Origin of the sequence: Flavonifractor sp., from assembly GCF_019422385.1 — a bacterium.
Lineage (GTDB): Bacteria > Bacillota > Clostridia > Oscillospirales > Oscillospiraceae > Flavonifractor > Flavonifractor avistercoris.
Genome location: NZ_JAHZDL010000024.1, coordinates 1 through 16,044 on the forward strand (window position 1 = coordinate 1; position 16,044 = coordinate 16,044).

At 64.8% G+C, this 16,044-nt stretch carries 15 protein-coding genes, 1 tRNA gene and 2 pseudogenes; 13 read left to right on the forward strand and 5 right to left on the reverse strand.

Annotated features, from left to right (window positions below):
• The first annotated feature begins 150 nt into the window (after positions 1–150).
• The gene (rplL, locus tag QZ378_RS05025; RefSeq protein ID WP_065534595.1) at positions 151–525 is read left to right on the forward strand and encodes a 50S ribosomal protein L7/L12; all 375 of its coding nucleotides are present in this window, start codon (positions 151–153) and stop codon (positions 523–525) included.
• A gap of 279 nt (positions 526–804) precedes the next feature.
• On the opposite strand, the gene QZ378_RS05030 is transcribed toward rplL, so the two are convergent.
• Genes QZ378_RS05030 through QZ378_RS05040 form a run of 3 tightly spaced genes read right to left on the reverse strand, consistent with a single transcriptional unit; the run spans position 805 to position 2,341 of the window.
• Complete coding sequence (locus tag QZ378_RS05030) at positions 805–1,317, reverse strand: hypothetical protein (RefSeq protein ID WP_087237081.1); 513 nt, start codon at positions 1,315–1,317, stop codon at positions 805–807.
• Positions 1,304–1,705: a DUF4430 domain-containing protein gene (locus QZ378_RS05035; protein WP_291257515.1), complete on the reverse strand. Its 402-nt coding sequence runs from the start codon at positions 1,703–1,705 to the stop codon at positions 1,304–1,306. The genes QZ378_RS05030 and QZ378_RS05035 overlap by 14 nt, the downstream gene beginning before the upstream one ends.
• A gap of 60 nt (positions 1,706–1,765) precedes the next feature.
• Positions 1,766–2,341: a hypothetical protein gene (locus QZ378_RS05040; RefSeq protein WP_291257516.1), complete on the reverse strand. Its 576-nt coding sequence runs from the start codon at positions 2,339–2,341 to the stop codon at positions 1,766–1,768.
• Positions 2,342–2,656: 315 nt separating this feature from the next.
• Here QZ378_RS05040 and abc-f point away from each other — a divergent pair, with 315 nt between their 5' ends.
• From abc-f to QZ378_RS05075, 7 genes and pseudogenes are all read left to right on the forward strand, one after another.
• A complete protein-coding gene (gene abc-f / locus QZ378_RS05045; RefSeq protein WP_291257517.1) occupies positions 2,657–4,162 on the forward strand; it encodes a ribosomal protection-like ABC-F family protein in 1,506 nt (501 codons plus the stop codon).
• A gap of 186 nt (positions 4,163–4,348) precedes the next feature.
• Complete coding sequence (locus tag QZ378_RS05050; protein ID WP_291257518.1) at positions 4,349–4,567, forward strand: ACGX-repeat peptide; 219 nt, start codon at positions 4,349–4,351, stop codon at positions 4,565–4,567.
• 66 nt (positions 4,568–4,633) lie between these two features.
• A complete protein-coding gene (gene acgM / locus QZ378_RS05055; protein ID WP_191378612.1) occupies positions 4,634–5,671 on the forward strand; it encodes a radical SAM/SPASM domain protein, ACGX system in 1,038 nt (345 codons plus the stop codon).
• Positions 5,668–6,170, forward strand: a pseudogene (locus QZ378_RS05060) (nitroreductase family protein); the annotation flags it as partial. The gene acgM and the pseudogene QZ378_RS05060, both read left to right, overlap by 4 nt.
• Positions 6,171–6,261: 91 nt before the next feature.
• Entirely contained in the window at positions 6,262–6,876 is a 615-nt protein-coding gene (locus QZ378_RS05065; RefSeq protein WP_191529746.1) for a 4Fe-4S binding protein, read from the forward strand.
• A 13-nt stretch (positions 6,877–6,889) separates the two neighbouring features.
• Positions 6,890–7,681, forward strand: coding sequence for a protein-ADP-ribose hydrolase (locus QZ378_RS05070; RefSeq protein ID WP_291257519.1), 792 nt, complete (start codon positions 6,890–6,892; stop codon positions 7,679–7,681).
• Complete coding sequence (locus QZ378_RS05075) at positions 7,641–8,507, forward strand: Sir2 silent information regulator family NAD-dependent deacetylase (RefSeq protein WP_366935131.1); 867 nt, start codon at positions 7,641–7,643, stop codon at positions 8,505–8,507. Before QZ378_RS05070 ends, QZ378_RS05075 begins: the two co-directional genes overlap by 41 nt.
• Positions 8,508–8,577: 70 nt before the next feature.
• Here the strand turns inward: QZ378_RS05075 and QZ378_RS05080 are convergent, their stop codons facing one another.
• Both QZ378_RS05080 and QZ378_RS05085 read right to left on the reverse strand, forming a co-directional pair.
• Complete coding sequence (locus QZ378_RS05080; RefSeq protein WP_191378617.1) at positions 8,578–9,000, reverse strand: PaaI family thioesterase; 423 nt, start codon at positions 8,998–9,000, stop codon at positions 8,578–8,580.
• Positions 9,001–9,011: 11 nt separating this feature from the next.
• Positions 9,012–9,581: a xanthine phosphoribosyltransferase gene (locus QZ378_RS05085; protein WP_291257521.1), complete on the reverse strand. Its 570-nt coding sequence runs from the start codon at positions 9,579–9,581 to the stop codon at positions 9,012–9,014.
• A gap of 155 nt (positions 9,582–9,736) precedes the next feature.
• Here QZ378_RS05085 and QZ378_RS05090 point away from each other — a divergent pair.
• From QZ378_RS05090 to QZ378_RS05110, 5 genes and pseudogenes are all read left to right on the forward strand, one after another.
• Positions 9,737–9,825, forward strand: a tRNA-Ser gene (locus QZ378_RS05090).
• A gap of 588 nt (positions 9,826–10,413) precedes the next feature.
• Positions 10,414–11,643 carry an S-layer homology domain-containing protein gene (locus tag QZ378_RS05095; RefSeq protein ID WP_291257522.1) on the forward strand — a complete coding sequence of 410 codons (1,230 nt, stop codon included), beginning with the start codon at positions 10,414–10,416 and terminating at the stop codon, positions 11,641–11,643.
• 148 nt (positions 11,644–11,791) lie between these two features.
• Positions 11,792–13,207 (forward strand): HAMP domain-containing sensor histidine kinase, encoded by a 1,416-nt coding sequence (locus QZ378_RS05100; protein ID WP_291257523.1) that lies wholly within the window; start codon positions 11,792–11,794, stop codon positions 13,205–13,207.
• Positions 13,200–13,895 (forward strand): annotated as a pseudogene (locus tag QZ378_RS05105) (response regulator transcription factor). Before QZ378_RS05100 ends, QZ378_RS05105 begins: the two are co-directional and overlap by 8 nt.
• Before the next feature lie 369 nt (positions 13,896–14,264).
• Positions 14,265–16,043 (forward strand): HlyD family efflux transporter periplasmic adaptor subunit, encoded by a 1,779-nt coding sequence (locus tag QZ378_RS05110; protein WP_291257524.1) that lies wholly within the window; start codon positions 14,265–14,267, stop codon positions 16,041–16,043.
• Position 16,044: the final 1 nt, after the last annotated feature.

Below are 16,044 nucleotides of genomic sequence, written 5' to 3' on the forward strand. Positions count from 1 at the left end.
CCCATCACCAGCCTGGCCATCGTCATCAAGGCCATCTGCGAGCAGAAGGGCGGCTCCGTGGAGCCCGCCGAGGCGGCTGCCGAGGCTGCCGAGTAATATCCCCGCATCAAACATTCAAAAAAATATTTATTTCATAGGAGGTTACCTATCATGGCTTCTGAGAAAATCACTGCCCTCATCGAAGAGGTTAAGGGTCTGACTGTTCTGGAGCTCTCCGAGCTCGTCCACGCTCTGGAGGAGGAGTTCGGCGTCTCCGCCGCTGCTATGGCCGCTCCCGCCGCCGGCGGCGCTGCCGCTCCCGCTGCTGAGGAGAAGACCGAGTTCGACGTGGTGCTGGCCGAGGTCGGCGCCGAGAAGATCAAGGTCATCAAGGCTGTCCGCGAGATCACCGGCCTGGGCCTGGCCGAGGCCAAGGCTGCCGTCGAGGCTGCCCCCAAGGCCATCAAGGAGGGCGTCTCCAAGGACGAGGCCGAGGAGCTGAAGAAGAAGCTGGAAGAGGTCGGCGCCAAGGTGGAGCTGAAGTAATCCGGTTTCCCAACCAAACCAAAAAACCGTGCCCGGGCATATGCCCGGGCACGGTTTTAGCGTGTCGAAAAAGTCTTTTCGACACGCTGCTGAACTTTTTGAAACTTCAAAAAAGTTTCAAAAAGTTGTTGGATTAAACGCGAAAGGGAACCCTGACGGTTCCCTTTCACACTATCCTTCCCTCCGAATCCTTCGGCGGGAGGTTTTATCGACAGCCTTAAGCCGTGCCCGGGCATATGCCCGGGCACGGCTTTTTCTTTTTCATACGGAGTGCGGCGCTCACCGCTGCCGCATCAGGCGGGTCAGGACGTTTTTGCAGGGCCGGAAGAGCACCAGCGCCATGGCGAAGTTGCCGGCGCAGTGGAGCAGATCGAAGGGGATGCCGCTGACCCACCAGGACAGGGCGAAGGCCCAGCCGCCGCTGACCCAGTACACCAGGGCGCACAGGGCGCCGAAGCTCAGGCCGAAGGCGCCGGAGAGCACCGCCCAGCCCAGGGGGGATTCCATCCGCCGGAACACCATGGCCAGCAGCACCAGCACCAGCCACACGTAGGTGTAGCAGATCGACCAGAAGCCGATGCCCCAGATCAGCAGCTCCATGGCCACATAGACATACAGCGGGGCCAGAACCCTCCAGCCCAGCACCACCGTGTACACCACCAGCAGGAGGGACACCGGCTCAATGTTGGGCAGCCAGGCCAGGGCCATCTTGCTTACCCACAGCAGGGCGCCCAGCAGGGCCAGGAGCACCAGCTCCCTGGCCCCCATGGGCTTCCCTTTAGAACTCGTCATAGCCCACCATGAAGGTCAGCTCGAAGTGGTCGCCGTCGGCAATGGGGGTGGTGTCCGCGCTGGTGTTGATCATCTCACCGTCCTGGGTGAGCTTCCACCACTCCTGCGCCCCCTCGTCCGCCGTTTCGCCGTCGGCCACCAGGATATACAGCCCGTAGGGCCCCTGATTGTCCTCCACCACGCCGCCGGCCACCAGGGCGGGGCCCAGATAGGCCTCGTCGGTCTCCAGGGTGAAGTCCTTGGCGGTGCCGTCTCCGTGAACCACCTGCACCGTCACGGTCTTGGTGCCCGTCTCCCCCGTGGGGGCGGTCAGGCGCCACACCAGCACCAGCGCGGCGGCCACGATCACCAGGATCACCACCGCCAGCAGTGTCTTTCTCTTTTGCAATCTCATCTGCCTCCCTATATTGGTCAAGTAGAGACAGTTTACCACAGTTCGGCGTCGGTTTCAACTCAAATCCCCGGCCGCGTCCGGCTCAGGCGGCCTGGGGCAGCCGCCGGGGCGGAAGGGGAACACGGCGTACCACGCCCCGCCCAGCCGCCGGACGGAGGCGAAGCAGAACAGGGGCGTCAGGGGGAAGGGCGCCGCCGGGTCAAAGGGGTAGGCCAGGGAGAAGCCGCCCTCCTCCGGCCGGTACAGGGCCCGCCGCTCCCCGGCGGCCCGGGCCAGCAGGGGCTCCCCCATCCGCCTGGCGGGGCTGGGCTCCCACTGCCAGCCCCCCGGCGGGGCGGTGGCCTCCCGCCCGGGGACGGCTCCGGCGGCAAAGGCCAGCTCCGCGGTCGCACCGGCGGGGGGCCACGCCCCCTGCCGCCGGAGCTCGTCCAGGGACAGGGTGCGCCACAGCTTCAGCGCGCCCCCCTCGGGCACAAAGGTGCCCGCCAGGGCCCGCCCATGCGCCCCCAGCAGCCAGCCCTTGTACAGCCCGCGCCGGTCGTCGGGCAGCTCCGCTTCAATCCGCGCCCGCCCGTTCTCCTCCCGGACGGTGAGCCACCCCCGGCCGCCGTCCAGAGAAAACCGCTCCATGCCGCCGCCCCCTCTCCCGGTCTCTCCCTCTATCCTATGCGCGCCGCAGGGGGAAATGCGCGCGGAGGCGGTTGACAGACGGCGGAAGCCCTGCTATACTGTGGGCGATCAAAAAAACGATGGGAGCTGGGAAGATGCGCAAATAACCTGAACTGTCCATGCACGCGGAGGCGGCCCCTGGGGCCGTCCGGTTCGTCGTGCGCCGGCAGGAGGGTTATGTGAGCGCGCTTCCCCTTTTTGCACCCTTTTTGGACAAAGTGGGCGCGGGAGGCCGGATCCTCCTGCGCCCATTTTTGCATATTGAGGTGATGCACCATGTCTCTCATTGAGATTCGCAATCTGACCTTTGCCTATCCCGGCAGCTTTGACAACGTCTTTGAGGGGCTCAATCTCCGGCTGGACACCAGCTGGCGGCTGGGCCTGGTGGGCCGCAACGGCCGGGGCAAGACCACCCTGCTGCGGCTGCTCCTGGGGGAGTACGAGTACAGCGGCGCCATCTCCGCGCCGGCGGAGCTGGCGTATTTCCCGCCCAGGGTGGCCCATCCGGAGGCGGACACCCGCGCCGTGCTGGAGGAGCTGGCGCCCGGCCTGGAGGAGTGGCGGCTCCTCAGGGAGCTGGCCGCTCTGGAGGTGGACGAGGGAGTGCTGGACAGGCCCTTTTCCACCCTCTCCGGCGGGGAGCAGGTGAAGGCGCTCCTGTCCGTCCTCTTCCTGCGGGAGGGCGCCTTCCCCCTGCTGGACGAGCCCACCAACCATCTGGATCTGGAGGGGCGGCAGCTGGTGAGCCGCTGGCTGTCCCGGAAGGAGGGCTTCCTGCTCATCTCCCACGACCGGGCCTTCCTGGACGGCTGCGTGGATCACATCGCCGCCATCAACAAGAAGGACGTGGAGGTGCGGCAGGGGGACTTTTCCGCCTGGTGGCGGGACAAGCAGGCCCGGGACGACTGGGAGCGGGCGGAGAACAGCCGGCTGAAAAAGGAGATCGGCCGGCTGGAGGACGCCGCCCGGCGCACCGCCTCCTGGTCTGACCGGGTGGAGGCCACCAAGAAGGGCAGCCGGAACGCCGGCCTGCGGCCCGACCGGGGCTACATCGGCCACAAGGCCGCCAAGATGATGAAGCGCTCCAAGGCCGCCCAGGCCCGCCGGGAGGAGGCCGTACAGGCCAAATCCGCCCTGCTGAAAAACATCGAGCTGGCGGAGGAGCTGAAGCTCCACCCCCTCACCCACCCCAAGAACCGGCTGGTGGAGGCGAGAGACGCCGCCCCCGACTACGGGAACGGGCCGGTGTGCGCCCCCGTGTCCTTCACCGTGGAGCGGGGGGAGGTGGCGGCCCTGACCGGCCGCAACGGCTGCGGCAAGTCCAGCCTGCTCAAGCTGGCCTGCGGGGAGGACATTCCCCACACCGGCCTGTTTGCCCTGGCCTCCGGGCTGGTGGTGTCCTGGGTGCCCCAGGACGCCTCCTTCCTGCGGGGCTCCCTGCGGGACTTTCTCCGGGACAGCGGCGTGGACGAGACCCTGTGCAAGGCCATCCTGCGCAAGCTGGACTTCTCCCGGGCCCAGTTTGACAAGGACATGGCCGACTACAGCGCCGGGCAGAAGAAGAAGGTGCTCCTGGCCCGCAGCCTGTGCCAGAGCGCCCACCTGTACGTGTGGGACGAGCCGCTGAACTATATCGACGTGTTTTCCCGCATGCAGCTGGAGCGGCTGCTGCAGGCATATCACCCCGCCATGCTTCTGGTGGAGCACGACCGGGCCTTCCTGGACGGCCTGGCCGACAAGCTGGTGCCGCTGCACGCCGGGTCCGCGTCCGGCGGGAGGTAAAGATTTTTTCCGGCCGGCCGCGGGCCGCAAAGCACTGGGGCTCCTGAATGGTTACCCGCCGGAAACCGCTTAATTGTTACCGGCCGGTAACTATGCCACATTATTGTGCGTACTTTTCAAAAGACGGAAGGACTGCTACAATCCGGTTATCAGGAGCGGCATACGCCGCACAAGGAGGTTTTTATCATGTCATTGAAGAATCTGTTCAGCCTCGGCAGGGATCGGGAAGAGAAGCCCGCGGCCTGCGGAACGGCCTGCGGCAGCGGCGACAAGAAGCCCACAGCTTGCGGGACGGCCTGCGGCAGCGGCGACAAGAAGCCCACAGCCTGCGGAACGGCCTGCGGCAGCGGCGACAAGAAGCCTGCGGCCTGTGGCACCGCCTGCGGCACCGGCGACAAGAAGTAAGGATACAGCCAGACCTCCCCGCGGGCCACGGCCCGCGGGGACGCACTTCCAAGCGAGGGATCAGACATGGAGTATTTTGCGTTTCAGTGGCACATCACCGAGGCCTGTGACCAGCGGTGCCGCCACTGCTATATCTACGCCCTGGGCAGCCACGCCAGGTTTCAGGAGATGGCCCTGGAGGACATGCTGACGGTGATCCGGAACTGCCAGACCTTCTGTGAGAAGGCGGGGCGGCTTCCCTACTTTTACATCACCGGCGGCGACCCTATCCTCCACCCCCAGTTCTGGACGCTGCTGGAGATTCTGCGCATCGCGGACATCCCCTTCACCATCATGGGCAACCCCTTCCACCTGACGCCGGAGGCCTGCCGCCGGATGAAGGACTGCGGCTGCCGGAAATACCAGCTCTCCCTGGACGGCCTGCGGGAGACCCACGACGGCATCCGCCAGCAGCCCGGCTCCTACGACGCCACCATGGCGGCCATCCCCATGCTGCGGGAGGCGGGCATCGACTCGGCCATCATGACCACGGTGTCCCGCTGGAATGTGCAGGATATCCCCGCCCTGGTGGACGAGGTGGTGGCCCATCGGGCGGACATCTTCGCCTTTGCCCGCTACTGCCCCTCTCCGAAGGATCGGGACGTGTGCTGTTCCCCGGAGGAGTACCGGGACATGCTGGAGCAGTGCTGGGAGAAGTTCCGGCACTACGAGGCGGAGGGGTGCGAAACCACCTTCAACCTGAAGGATCACCTGTGGACGCTGTTCCAGTATGAGAAGGGCCTGTTTGATCCCAGCCAATATCCCGACGACGGGGTGGTCTACGACGGCTGCAACTGCGGCAACTGCCACCTGACCATCCTCTCCGACGGCGCGGTGTACGCCTGCCGCCGGATGGAGAGCAGGGTGGGAAACGCCCTCACCGACGATCTCTACGACCTGTTCACCGGGCCGGAGTTCGACCGGTACCGGGTGTACGAGAACTTCCAGAAGTGCGCCAGGTGCGAGCTGCTGCGGTTCTGCCGGGGCTGCCCCGCCGTTGCGGCCGGGTACCACGGGGACATGTACGCCCCGGATCCCCAGTGCTGGAAGGAGGTGGGGGCATGACCGCGCTGGAGGCCATCCACCGCCGCCGCTCCATCCGGAAATACCGGGACAGGCAGATCCCGGAGGAGGCCCTGCGGCAGATCCTGGAGGCCGGGCCTGCGCCCCCAACGCCGGCGGCGGGCAGCGGACGATCCTCTGCGGGGTGCGCAGCCGGGCGCTGGCCGGGCGCCTGGGGCGCTGGAACCTGGCCCGGTTTGACCGGAGCCGCCTGGCCGGAGGCTTTGTCTCCCGGGAGCAGCCCAGCGCCATCGACGACCCCTCCATCCGCAACGGCTTTTACGGCGCGCCTGCGGTGTGCGTAGTGTTCGCCCAGGAGGATTTCCTCTACAGCATACCGGACGCCTTCTGCTGCGCGGAGAACATGGCGCTGGCGGCCTGTGAGCTGGGCATCTCCTCCTGCATCGTGGCCCGGGCGGAGGAGACCTTTGACCACCCGGAGGGGAGAGTGCTGATGCAGGCGTGGGGCATCCCGGAGGGCTATATCCCCCGGTGCTTCGTCCTGCTGGGCTATGCGGACGGGCCCTATCCCGGCCCAAAGCCCGTCCGGGACGGGCGAATCCGCATTGTGGAATCGGAGGAGGCGTGGCAGCATGGACGCGGAAACCTGTCTGAAAAAGCTGGGCTATGTGGGGGTGCTGGCCTTCGCCACGGTGGACGAATCGGGCGGGCCCCAGGTGCGCAACATCAGCGCCATCCACTACGAGGAAAACGCCCTCTACTTCTTCACCGCCCGGGGCAAGAACTTCTGCCGGGAGCTGCTGCGGGACGGCCGGGTGCAGGTGCTGGGCTATACCAGATACAAGGAGATGCTCCGCCTGTCCGGGACGGCAAGGCCGGTGCCGGCGGAGGAGCAGGAGAAATGGCGGGATCTCATTTTTGAGGAGCAGCCCTATCTGTCCAACGTCTACCCCGGGGACACCCGGGACATCGGGATCATCTTCTGTATCCGGGACTTCACCATCGAGTATTTCAACCTGGGGGTCAGCCCTATCTTCCGGGAGAGCTATGCGGTGGGCGGGGGGCAGATCCGCCCCAAGGGCTATGAGATCTCCGCCGCCTGCATCGGCTGCGGCGCCTGCCGGCGGGCATGCCCCCAGGGGGCCATCGATCCGGGCAGCCCCTATGTGATCCGGCCGGAGAACTGCCTCCACTGCGGCAGCTGCCTTGCACACTGCCCGGTGCAGGCGGTGGTGCGGCTGGGATAGGGGGGACGGAGCCGTGAACCGCATGGAACAGATCCAATTTCTCAACCGGAGGCTGCTGGCCGAGCTGCCCCAGTACCGGGAGGCGGCGGCACAATGCCCCGCGGACGAGGCCGCTCAGCGGCGGCTGCTCCGCGCCCTGATGAACGTGCGGCCGCCCATGCCCCTGGCGCCGGACTTCCTGGCGGTGCAGGACGCCCTGCTCTCCGCCGAGCGGGAGGCGCGGGGCGTGGTGGACAGGGCCGCCCTGCCCGCCGTTCCCGCCGAGCCCCGGCTGGCGCTCTGGCGGGGGGACATCACCCGGCTGCGGGCGGACGCCATTGTCAACGCCGCCAACAGCCGGCTGCTGGGCTGCTTTGTCCCCTGCCACGGGTGCATCGACAACGCCATCCACTCGGCGGCGGGGCTCCAGCTCCGGGAGGAATGCCGCCGCATCATGGCGGAGCAGGGCCGCCCGGAGCCCAACGGACGGGCCAGGCTGACAGAGGGCTACAACCTGCCCGCCCGGTACGTGCTCCACACCGTGGGGCCCATCGTCCGGGGACGGGTGACCGGGGAGAACCGGCAGGAGCTGGCCTCCTGCTACCGCGCCTGCCTGGAGCTGGCGGCGGAGCACAGCCTGCACAGCGTGGCCTTCTGCTGCATCTCCACCGGGGAGTTCCGCTTCCCCAACCGGGAGGCCGCCGGGATTGCGGTGGACACCGTCACCGGCTTCCTCCGCCGCAATACTTCCATCCAGAGGGTGATCTTCAATGTTTTCCAGAAGCTTGACGAGCGTATCTACCGGAGCCTGCTCGGAGGAGGTTGACCGCCTGCGGGAGGCGCTGGACCGGGCGGATGCCGTGGTGGTGGGCGCGGGCGCGGGCCTGTCCGCCTCGGCGGGGCTGACCTACGACGGGGCGCGGTTTGAGGAGCACTTTGGAGACTTCATCGCCAAATACCACATCCCGGATATGTATGCCGGCGGCTTCTACCCCTTTGAAAGCCTGGAGGAGTACTGGGCCTGGTGGAGCCGCCAGATTCTGCTCAACCGCTATGAAAAGGCCCCCCGCCCAGTGTATGAGGCCCTGCTGGCCCTGGTGAGGGAGAGGGACTGCTTTGTCCTCACCACCAACGTGGATCACCAGTTTCAGATGGCGGGCTTCGACAAGAAGCGGCTGTTCTACACCCAGGGGGACTACGGCCTGTGGCAGTGCTCCCAGCCCTGCCACCAGGAGACCTACGACAACGAGGAGACCGTGCGCCGCATGGCGGCGGAGCAGCGGGACATGCGGGTGCCCCCGGAGCTGGTGCCCCGCTGCCCCAGGTGCGGCCGCCCCATGGCCATGAACCTGCGGTGTGACGGCACCTTTGTGGAGGACGAGGGCTGGCACGCGGCCGCCGGGCGGTACGCGGACTTTCTCCGGCGACACCGGGGGGCGCGGGTGCTGTTCCTGGAGCTGGGTGTGGGCGGCAACACCCCGGTGATCATCAAGTACCCCTTCTGGCAGATGACGATGCAAAACCGAAATGCGGTCTATGCCTGCATCAACCGGGGGGAGTCCTTTGTCCCCCGGGGCCTGCGGCGGCGCGGCATCGGGATCTCCGCCGACATCGGGGACGCGCTGGCCCTTCTCTCCGGAGCGGAAGCATAGAGCCCCGGACGGAAACAGGCGCCCATGGAGAATCCATGGGCGCCTGCTGGCATATAACGGGGGAGAGAATTTATGGGGCGGTGCTGTTGTGTGCTGGCATCTGTCCCGTACAGAAGAAGGTATAGTGACCGCTGGCATATACCGTGCCGTCAGGGCCGGAGATTTCCACCAAAACCAGGCAGGTGGTGCGGCCCCGGTGCTTCACCGCAGCGCGGGCAGTGACGTGTCCCACTTTTGCTGAGCGGATAAAATCCATGCTGCCGTGGAGGGTCACATATTTCCGTCCGTCTGTCCGGCAGGCGGCGCCGGCGGCACAGTCAGCCAGTGTATAGAAAGCCCCGCCGTGGAGAACGCCATAGTGATTCAGGCTGTGGGGGCCGATCTCCAGAGAGGCCTCCGCTGTCCCGTCCCCGGTCTGGCAGGTACGGATCCCGTTATAGGAGGCGAAGGCATTGGCCCGGGTGATTTCATCAAAGATCTCTTGATTCAGCACAGACAATCCCTCTACCGCAGAATAATCCGCTCACCCTCTACCCGCTCCACGGTGGCCAAGGCCTCCACCCGCAGGCCCATCCGGCGCAGAACCCGTCCGCCGTCCCGCATGGCCTTCTCAATGGCGACAGCCACGCCGGCCACCTCGCCGCCGGCTTTGGAGACCAGCTCCAGCAGGCTCAGAATTGCCTGGCCATTGGACAGGATATCGTCCACCACCAGCACCACATCGTCCTCGGTCAGGTATTTCTTGGACACCCGCAGGGTGTAGGTCTTGTCCAAGGCAAAAGAATGGGTCTCAGCCGTATAGACCTCTGGATCGATATAACCCGTCCGAAAGCGCTTGGCATAGACCGCAGGGACGCCCAAGGCCCGGGCAACAAAGCAGGCCAGGGCGATGCCGGAACTCTCCGCAGTGAGTACCTTGGTGATCTTCTCGCCCCGGAACCGCTTGGCCAGCGCGTCGCCCATCCGCTCCATCAGGCCCATATCCATGCAGTGGTTGAGGAACATGTCCACGTGGATGATGTCCCCTTCGCCTACTACCGCCTCACTCAAAATCCGACGCTTTAATTCTTCCATGCTGCTCCCTTCCATCCACTCGCAGGCAGATGCAGATCAAGCTCAGTTCAGTTGATTATAACCCATTTTTGCCCATCCTGCAATATTGACAAGAGCATAAAAATAGGGTATCCTAATACATACGGCAATTGGCCAGGCCAATGGTCCGGATTTACGCAGCGGTATCGAAGTGGTCATAACGGGGCTGACTCGAAATCAGTTTGGGAGCAATCCCACGAGGGTTCGAATCCCTCCCGCTGCGCCAGCTCGTCGCAAGCGACATATCGCTTGTGACGAGCTTTTTCATTTCATTACAAAGCTCATCGCGCGCTCATTCTGCTGCTCCCCGCTTCCAAACCGAACCCGCTTCGCTGGGCTTCGGTTTGGGTCCGCCGCTGCGCGGCGGGTTTTTCTTATCGCAAAAAATATCGATTTTAACTGTCCGTACAAGCTGAAGCAAGCGATATATGACTTGCTCCGGCTTATTTTATAAGTCAGGGAGTCGTTCACGCCGTTGTATCTCCATTCCGACTACGTGGGTTCGCGCCTGAAGAACCGTCTGCAGATGTACAGGAATGTGTTTTTAGGTAATGTCTACCAAATCAGGTCAGAAAACCCTTGTGCTGCAACGGACTCCGGATCTGTTAGCAATACAACTCATTTGCGAGTCTACCAAGTGTCTACCAAGATCACTTTTAGACGCATAAACCTCCGGAAGTGAAGGTTATTTAGACAGGATTTCTCCCTTTTGAGCCAGTGCAAGGGGCGTCATACGACTCTGATTCTCCTGTTATAGGGGGACTGGACGAATATGGAAATTCTGGCCTCAAATTTTAGAAGGAGGAAAATCCAAATGAGAAACCTCAAACGGACTCTCAGCCTGCTTCTGACAGCCGCCATGCTCATCGGCATGATGGTTGTGGGGGCTAGTGCTGTGAGCTCCAGTGATTTCACCGATTCGGATGAAATCACCAACATCGAGGCGGCCCAGGTCATGACGGCCCTCGGTGTGTTCGAGGGTACCGACAGCGGTGCCTTCGATCCTAACGGCACACTGACCCGTGAGCAGGCTGCGGCCATTATCTGCCGCATGCTCCTGGGCGAGGATGCCGAGGAGCTGACCACCAACTCTGTGGTGTTCAGCGACGTGTCCGCCGACCGCTGGTCCGCCGGCTATATCGGCTACTGTGCTCAGCAGGGCATCCTGGCCGGCACCGGCAATGGCACCTTTGATCCCGAGGGCGAGCTGACCGGCCTGGCCTTTGCCAAGATGTGTCTGGTGGCCCTGGGCTACAACGCCGACTCTGAGGGCTATGTTGGCACCGACTGGGCCATCAACGTGGCCGCCGACGCCGTGAACGCGGGCATCAGCTCCTCCGACCTAGTGCTGGCCAACGTGATCTCCCGCGAGGACGCCGCCCAGATGGCCTTCCAGACCCTGGAGGCTGACATGGTGACCTACACCGGCAGCGGCACGACCTACACCCTCCCTGCCGCAGCAACCAGCAGTGACGTCACGATCACCGTGACCCAGAGCGCCATCTACTCCGCCATGACTGGCAGCTTCGTCATTACTGGTAACGATGACGTGGATGCTGAGGACGTGATTATCGGCATCAGCGAGAACAGCTACTTTGACAACACGGAGGATGTCACCTTTACAGTGCAGATCCCCGATGGCTATCATCTGGAGCTCGTGAATTGGATGCTGGCAGGCGATGATTCTGCGACTGAACTTACGGCTGACGAGAATGGCGTATACACAATCGACAGCGCGGATTTGGCGGATGTGGACAGCGGCAGCAACAAGCTGATCATCGGTGTACGTCTCGAAGCCAATCCCACCGTCACCTTCAGCAGCGGTGTGACTGCATGGGATGCTGAGACCGGCGCGAGCCTCGGCTCCTCCACCCTCTCCAAAGCGAATGAGGATGGAACCTACTATCTGGAGTTCACCTGCTCGGATGCCAATCTTAGCACCAATGCCGGTAGCCTTTCGAGGCAGGGATCCAACGGCGACTACGTGTACACGTTGACCAACATTCCGGACAGCGGGGCTACCATTTCTTCTTCTGGCACCTGATCCCTCACCCTCCCTTTGCATTTCCCCAACCTGCGGCCCCCGGGGCATCCGCCCCGGGGGCCCTGGCTTTTCCAGGAGTTTGCAAAAAAATTAGAAAATCTCAGTCAAGCGTTTACAATTGCCCGTTATGCTATCGTGGGTGATTGTAATGAAGCGGCGCATCTTCATAACCAATACCATTGTGGTGGTGCTGGCGCTGGTGGCCCTTCTGCTCATCAGCAGCGAGGTGATCCGCCGGGTGAGCGACCACTATACCAGCCAGGCCCCGCCGGAGGAGGATCCCGGCGCCGCTCAGGCGGCGGAGCTGCTGGAGTCCTGGGAGGACAGCGGCGGCTGGCAGGAGCTGAACCTGCAGCTGGAGGCGCTGGGCTATCACCTCTACGCGGCCCGGGACGGCGAGGAGGTGTTCTCCTCCTTGAGTCCTCTGCAGAGCGACTTGCTCCGGCACGGCGGGATCCCCGCCTCCTGGCCGGAGGGGGAGGCGGCGGAGATGTGGAACGGCGCGGCCCTGCTGGTGGGGATCCAGTCCGGCGGCTATACCCTGGTAGCCATGAGCCGCCCGGATCTGCCGGAGTTCTTCGGACAGCAGCGGCCCCAGGCCGAGGCGTCCCTGCTCTCCCTGCTGATCATCGGCGCCGCAGCCATCCTGCTTATTGTGTCCCTCAGCCTGATATCCACCCATTTTCAGGTGAAGCACATCATGCGCCCGGTGAACGCCCTGGCGGACGCCGCCCGGCGGGTGGAGGCGGGGGACTATACCCGGCCGGTGGGCTACGGCGGGCAGGACGAGTTCACCGCCGTGTGCGCCGCCTTTGAGCAGATGCAGCACCACCTGCTGGAGGAGCGGGAGAAGAACGCCGCCTACGAGCGGGCCCGCACCGACCTGGTGGCCGGCATCTCCCACGATCTGCGCACCCCGCTCACCTCGGTGCAGGGGTACCTCAAGGGCCTGCGGGACGGGGTGGCCAGCACGGAGGAAAAGCGGGCGCAGTACGTGGATATCGCCTACCGGAAGGCCTGCGATATGGAGGTGCTGCTCCAGCGGTTGTTTGATTTCTCCCGGATGGAGACGGGCAGCCTGCCCCTGTCCCCTGAGCGGGCGGATCTGGGGGAGTTTGTCCGGGATTATATCCGCAGCACGGAGGGGGAGCTGGCCCAGCGGGGCGGCCGGTTTGTCCTCCGGGGCGCGCCCGCCCCCCACCCGGTGCGCATAGACACCGGGCAGATGGGCCGGGTGCTGGCCAATCTGATGGACAACGCCCTGCGCTACGCCGGGGCGGAGCCGCTGGTGCTCACACTCACTGTCTGGCGGGGGGGAGGCACGGAGCGGCTGCGCTTTGCGGACAACGGCCGGGGCGTGCCGGAGGAGCAGCTGCCCCATCTGTTTGAGCAGTTCTGGCGGGGGGACGCCTCCCGCAGCGGAAAAAACGGCGAGGGCAGCGGCCTGGGCCTTTACATCGTCAGGCACATCGTGGAGGCCCACGGCGGCACGGTGACGGCCTGGAACGACGGCGGGCTGGTGTTTGAGATCTCTCTGCCCTGTGAGGAGGAGCTGTATGCGTAAGATTCTGATTGTGGAGGACGACAACGACATCGCCATGCTGGAGCGGGACTATCTGGAGATCGCCGGCTTTTCCACCGGTCTGGCCGCCGATGGGGACGCGGCGGCGGCCGCCGCCCTGTCCGGCGAGTACGATCTGATCCTGCTGGACGTGATGCTGCCCGGGCGGGACGGCTACGACATCTGCCGCCAGCTGCGGGACAAGATCGACGTGCCCATCCTCATGGTCACCGCCCGCACCGACTCGGTGGACAAGATCCGCGGCCTGGGCCTGGGGGCGGACGACTACATCGCCAAGCCCTTCGACCCGGCGGAGCTGGTGGCCCGGGTGAAGGCCCACCTGAACCGCTACGACCGGCTGGTGGGGTCCGGCAGGGCCCAGGATGTGGAGCGCATCACGGTGGGGGAGCTGACCATCCTCCCCCGGAGCTGGAAGGTGTACAAGGGAGAGCGGGAGCTGCGCCTGCCCAACCGGGAGTTTGAGCTGCTGAAATTCCTGGCGGAGAACCCCAACATCGTCTTCTCCAAGGAGTAGCTGTTCGAGGCCATCTGGGGCTATGACTACCTGGGGGACAGCGCCACCGTCACCGTCCACATCGGCCGCATCCGGGACAAGATCGAGGACGATCCCTCCAACCCGAGGATCATCGAGACGGTATGGGGGGCGGGCTACCGCCTCAACCGTCCCTGAGCGTGTCGAAAAAGCGGCAAAGCCGCTTTTTCGAGAAAGCTCACATGGCGGAAGGGGTTCGTTTTCTTGCGAAAAAGTCACCCCTTCTGCCATGAAAAGTGTCATTTCCGAGGCGCATGTCCCCGGAAATGACGGATTTTGATTTTATTCCTGCGGCTGCGACCGCAGGAACTCTGCGAGGCTTTTCCTCACGGAGGGTTTATCGACGGCCTGAGGGGGCGCCGCAGACGCGGCGCCCCCTGCTTTGTTTTTCCATTGTTTGGCTGCTGTTTCGAGTTTGTTTCGATTTTCCGCCGGGAATGTTCACCTTCCGCCGGTACAATAGGTACCGAACCAGAAACCCGTTTCAGGAAAGGACGGATGAACGATATGAAATTGCAGTGGAAGCGCGGGAAGGCGGCGGAGGGCGCCCTGGCGGCGGTTGACGGCGCCCCGCCCAGGAAGCGGCGCAGGATTCCGGTGAAGCGGCTGATCGCCCTGGCGGTGGTGCTGGCCATCGCCGGCGGCGGGGGCTGGTACTTCCTGGGCGGCAGCCAGAACACCGCCGCCGCCGCGGACAGCGCCTATACCACCGCCCAGGTGGAGCGGCGCACCATCACCTCCACCATCACCGGCAGCGGCACCCTGGAGGCGGCGGACTCCTACTCGGTGACCACCCTGCTGGAGGGCACCATCCTCACCGCCGACTTTGAGGAGGGGGATCAGGTGGAGGAGGGCACGGTGCTCTACACCATCGACGACTCCGACGCGGCCAACTCCCTGGAGCAGGCCCAGATCTCCCTCAACCAGTCGGAGCGCAGCTATCAGAACACGGTGGAGAGCCTGGAGGATCTCACCGTCACCGCCGACACCGCCGGGCGGATCTACACCCTGGACGTGGAGGTGGGGGACGAGGTGACCGCCGGGCAGCAGGTGGCCACCATCCGGGACTCGGATACCATGGAGCTCACGGTGCCCTTCCCCGCCGACGACGCGGCGGGCTTCTACGTGGGCCAGAGCGCCACGGTGACCCTGGACTCCACCTTTGAGACCCTCACCGGCACGGTCAGCGAGATCTCGGGCAACACCGAGGTGCTCACCGGCAACATGATCGTGCGCAATGTGACCATTGACGTATCCAACCCCGGCGGCCTGTCCACCAGCCAGTCCGCCTCGGCAACGGTCAACGGGGTGGGTAGCAGCTCCGGCGGCACCTTCGCCTATGCCGGTGAGGAGACTGTCACCGCCAAGGCCGCGGGCACCGTGTCCTCCGTCTCCGTGGCCGAGGGCGACCAGGTCAGCAGGGGGCAGACCCTCCTCCAGCTCACCAGCGAGGAGCTCTCCGACCAGGTGCAGAGCGCCGAGGAGAGCCTGCGCAACGCCCAGATCTCCTATGAGAACCAGACCGAGCAGCTGGACGACTACACCGTCACCGCCCCCATCACCGGCACCATCGTGGACAAGAACTACAACGCCGGCGAGATCACCGAGGTCAACCAGGTGCTGTGCACCATCTACGACCTGTCCTACCTGACCATGACCCTCAGCGTGGATGAGCTGGACATCGCCAACATCCAGGTGGGGCAGACCGTGGCCGTCACCGCCGACGCGGTGGAGGACACCACCTATGAGGGCGTGGTCACCAAGGTCAGTGTGGCGGGCACCTCCACCGGCAGCGCCACCACCTACCCGGTGACCATCCGCATCGACGAGACCGACGGGCTGCTGCCCGGCATGAGCGTGGACGCCACCATCACCCTGGACAGCGCCGAGGACGTGCTTGCCATCCCCGCCGCCGCCCTCAACCGGGGGGACACGGTGCTGGTCACCGCCGACTCCCCCAGCGCCGCCGGCGCCGAGGCCCAGCAGCCAGAGGACGGTACGGACGCGGAGACTTCCGCGGGCGGCGGAGACGCGGAGACCGCCGGGGACGAATCCTCCCAGTATGTCTCCGTCCAGGTGACCACCGGCATCAGCGACGGCAGCTATATTGAGATCACTTCCGGTCTGCAGGAGGGGGACACGGTGGTCTACATACCCACCACCTCCTCGGACAGCGACATGGGCATGATGGGCGGCATGCCCGGCGGCATGGGCGGCGGCATGCCCAGTATGCCCAGCGGCGGCGGGATGCCCAGTGGCATGGGCGGCGGCCCGGGGGGCTTCTGAG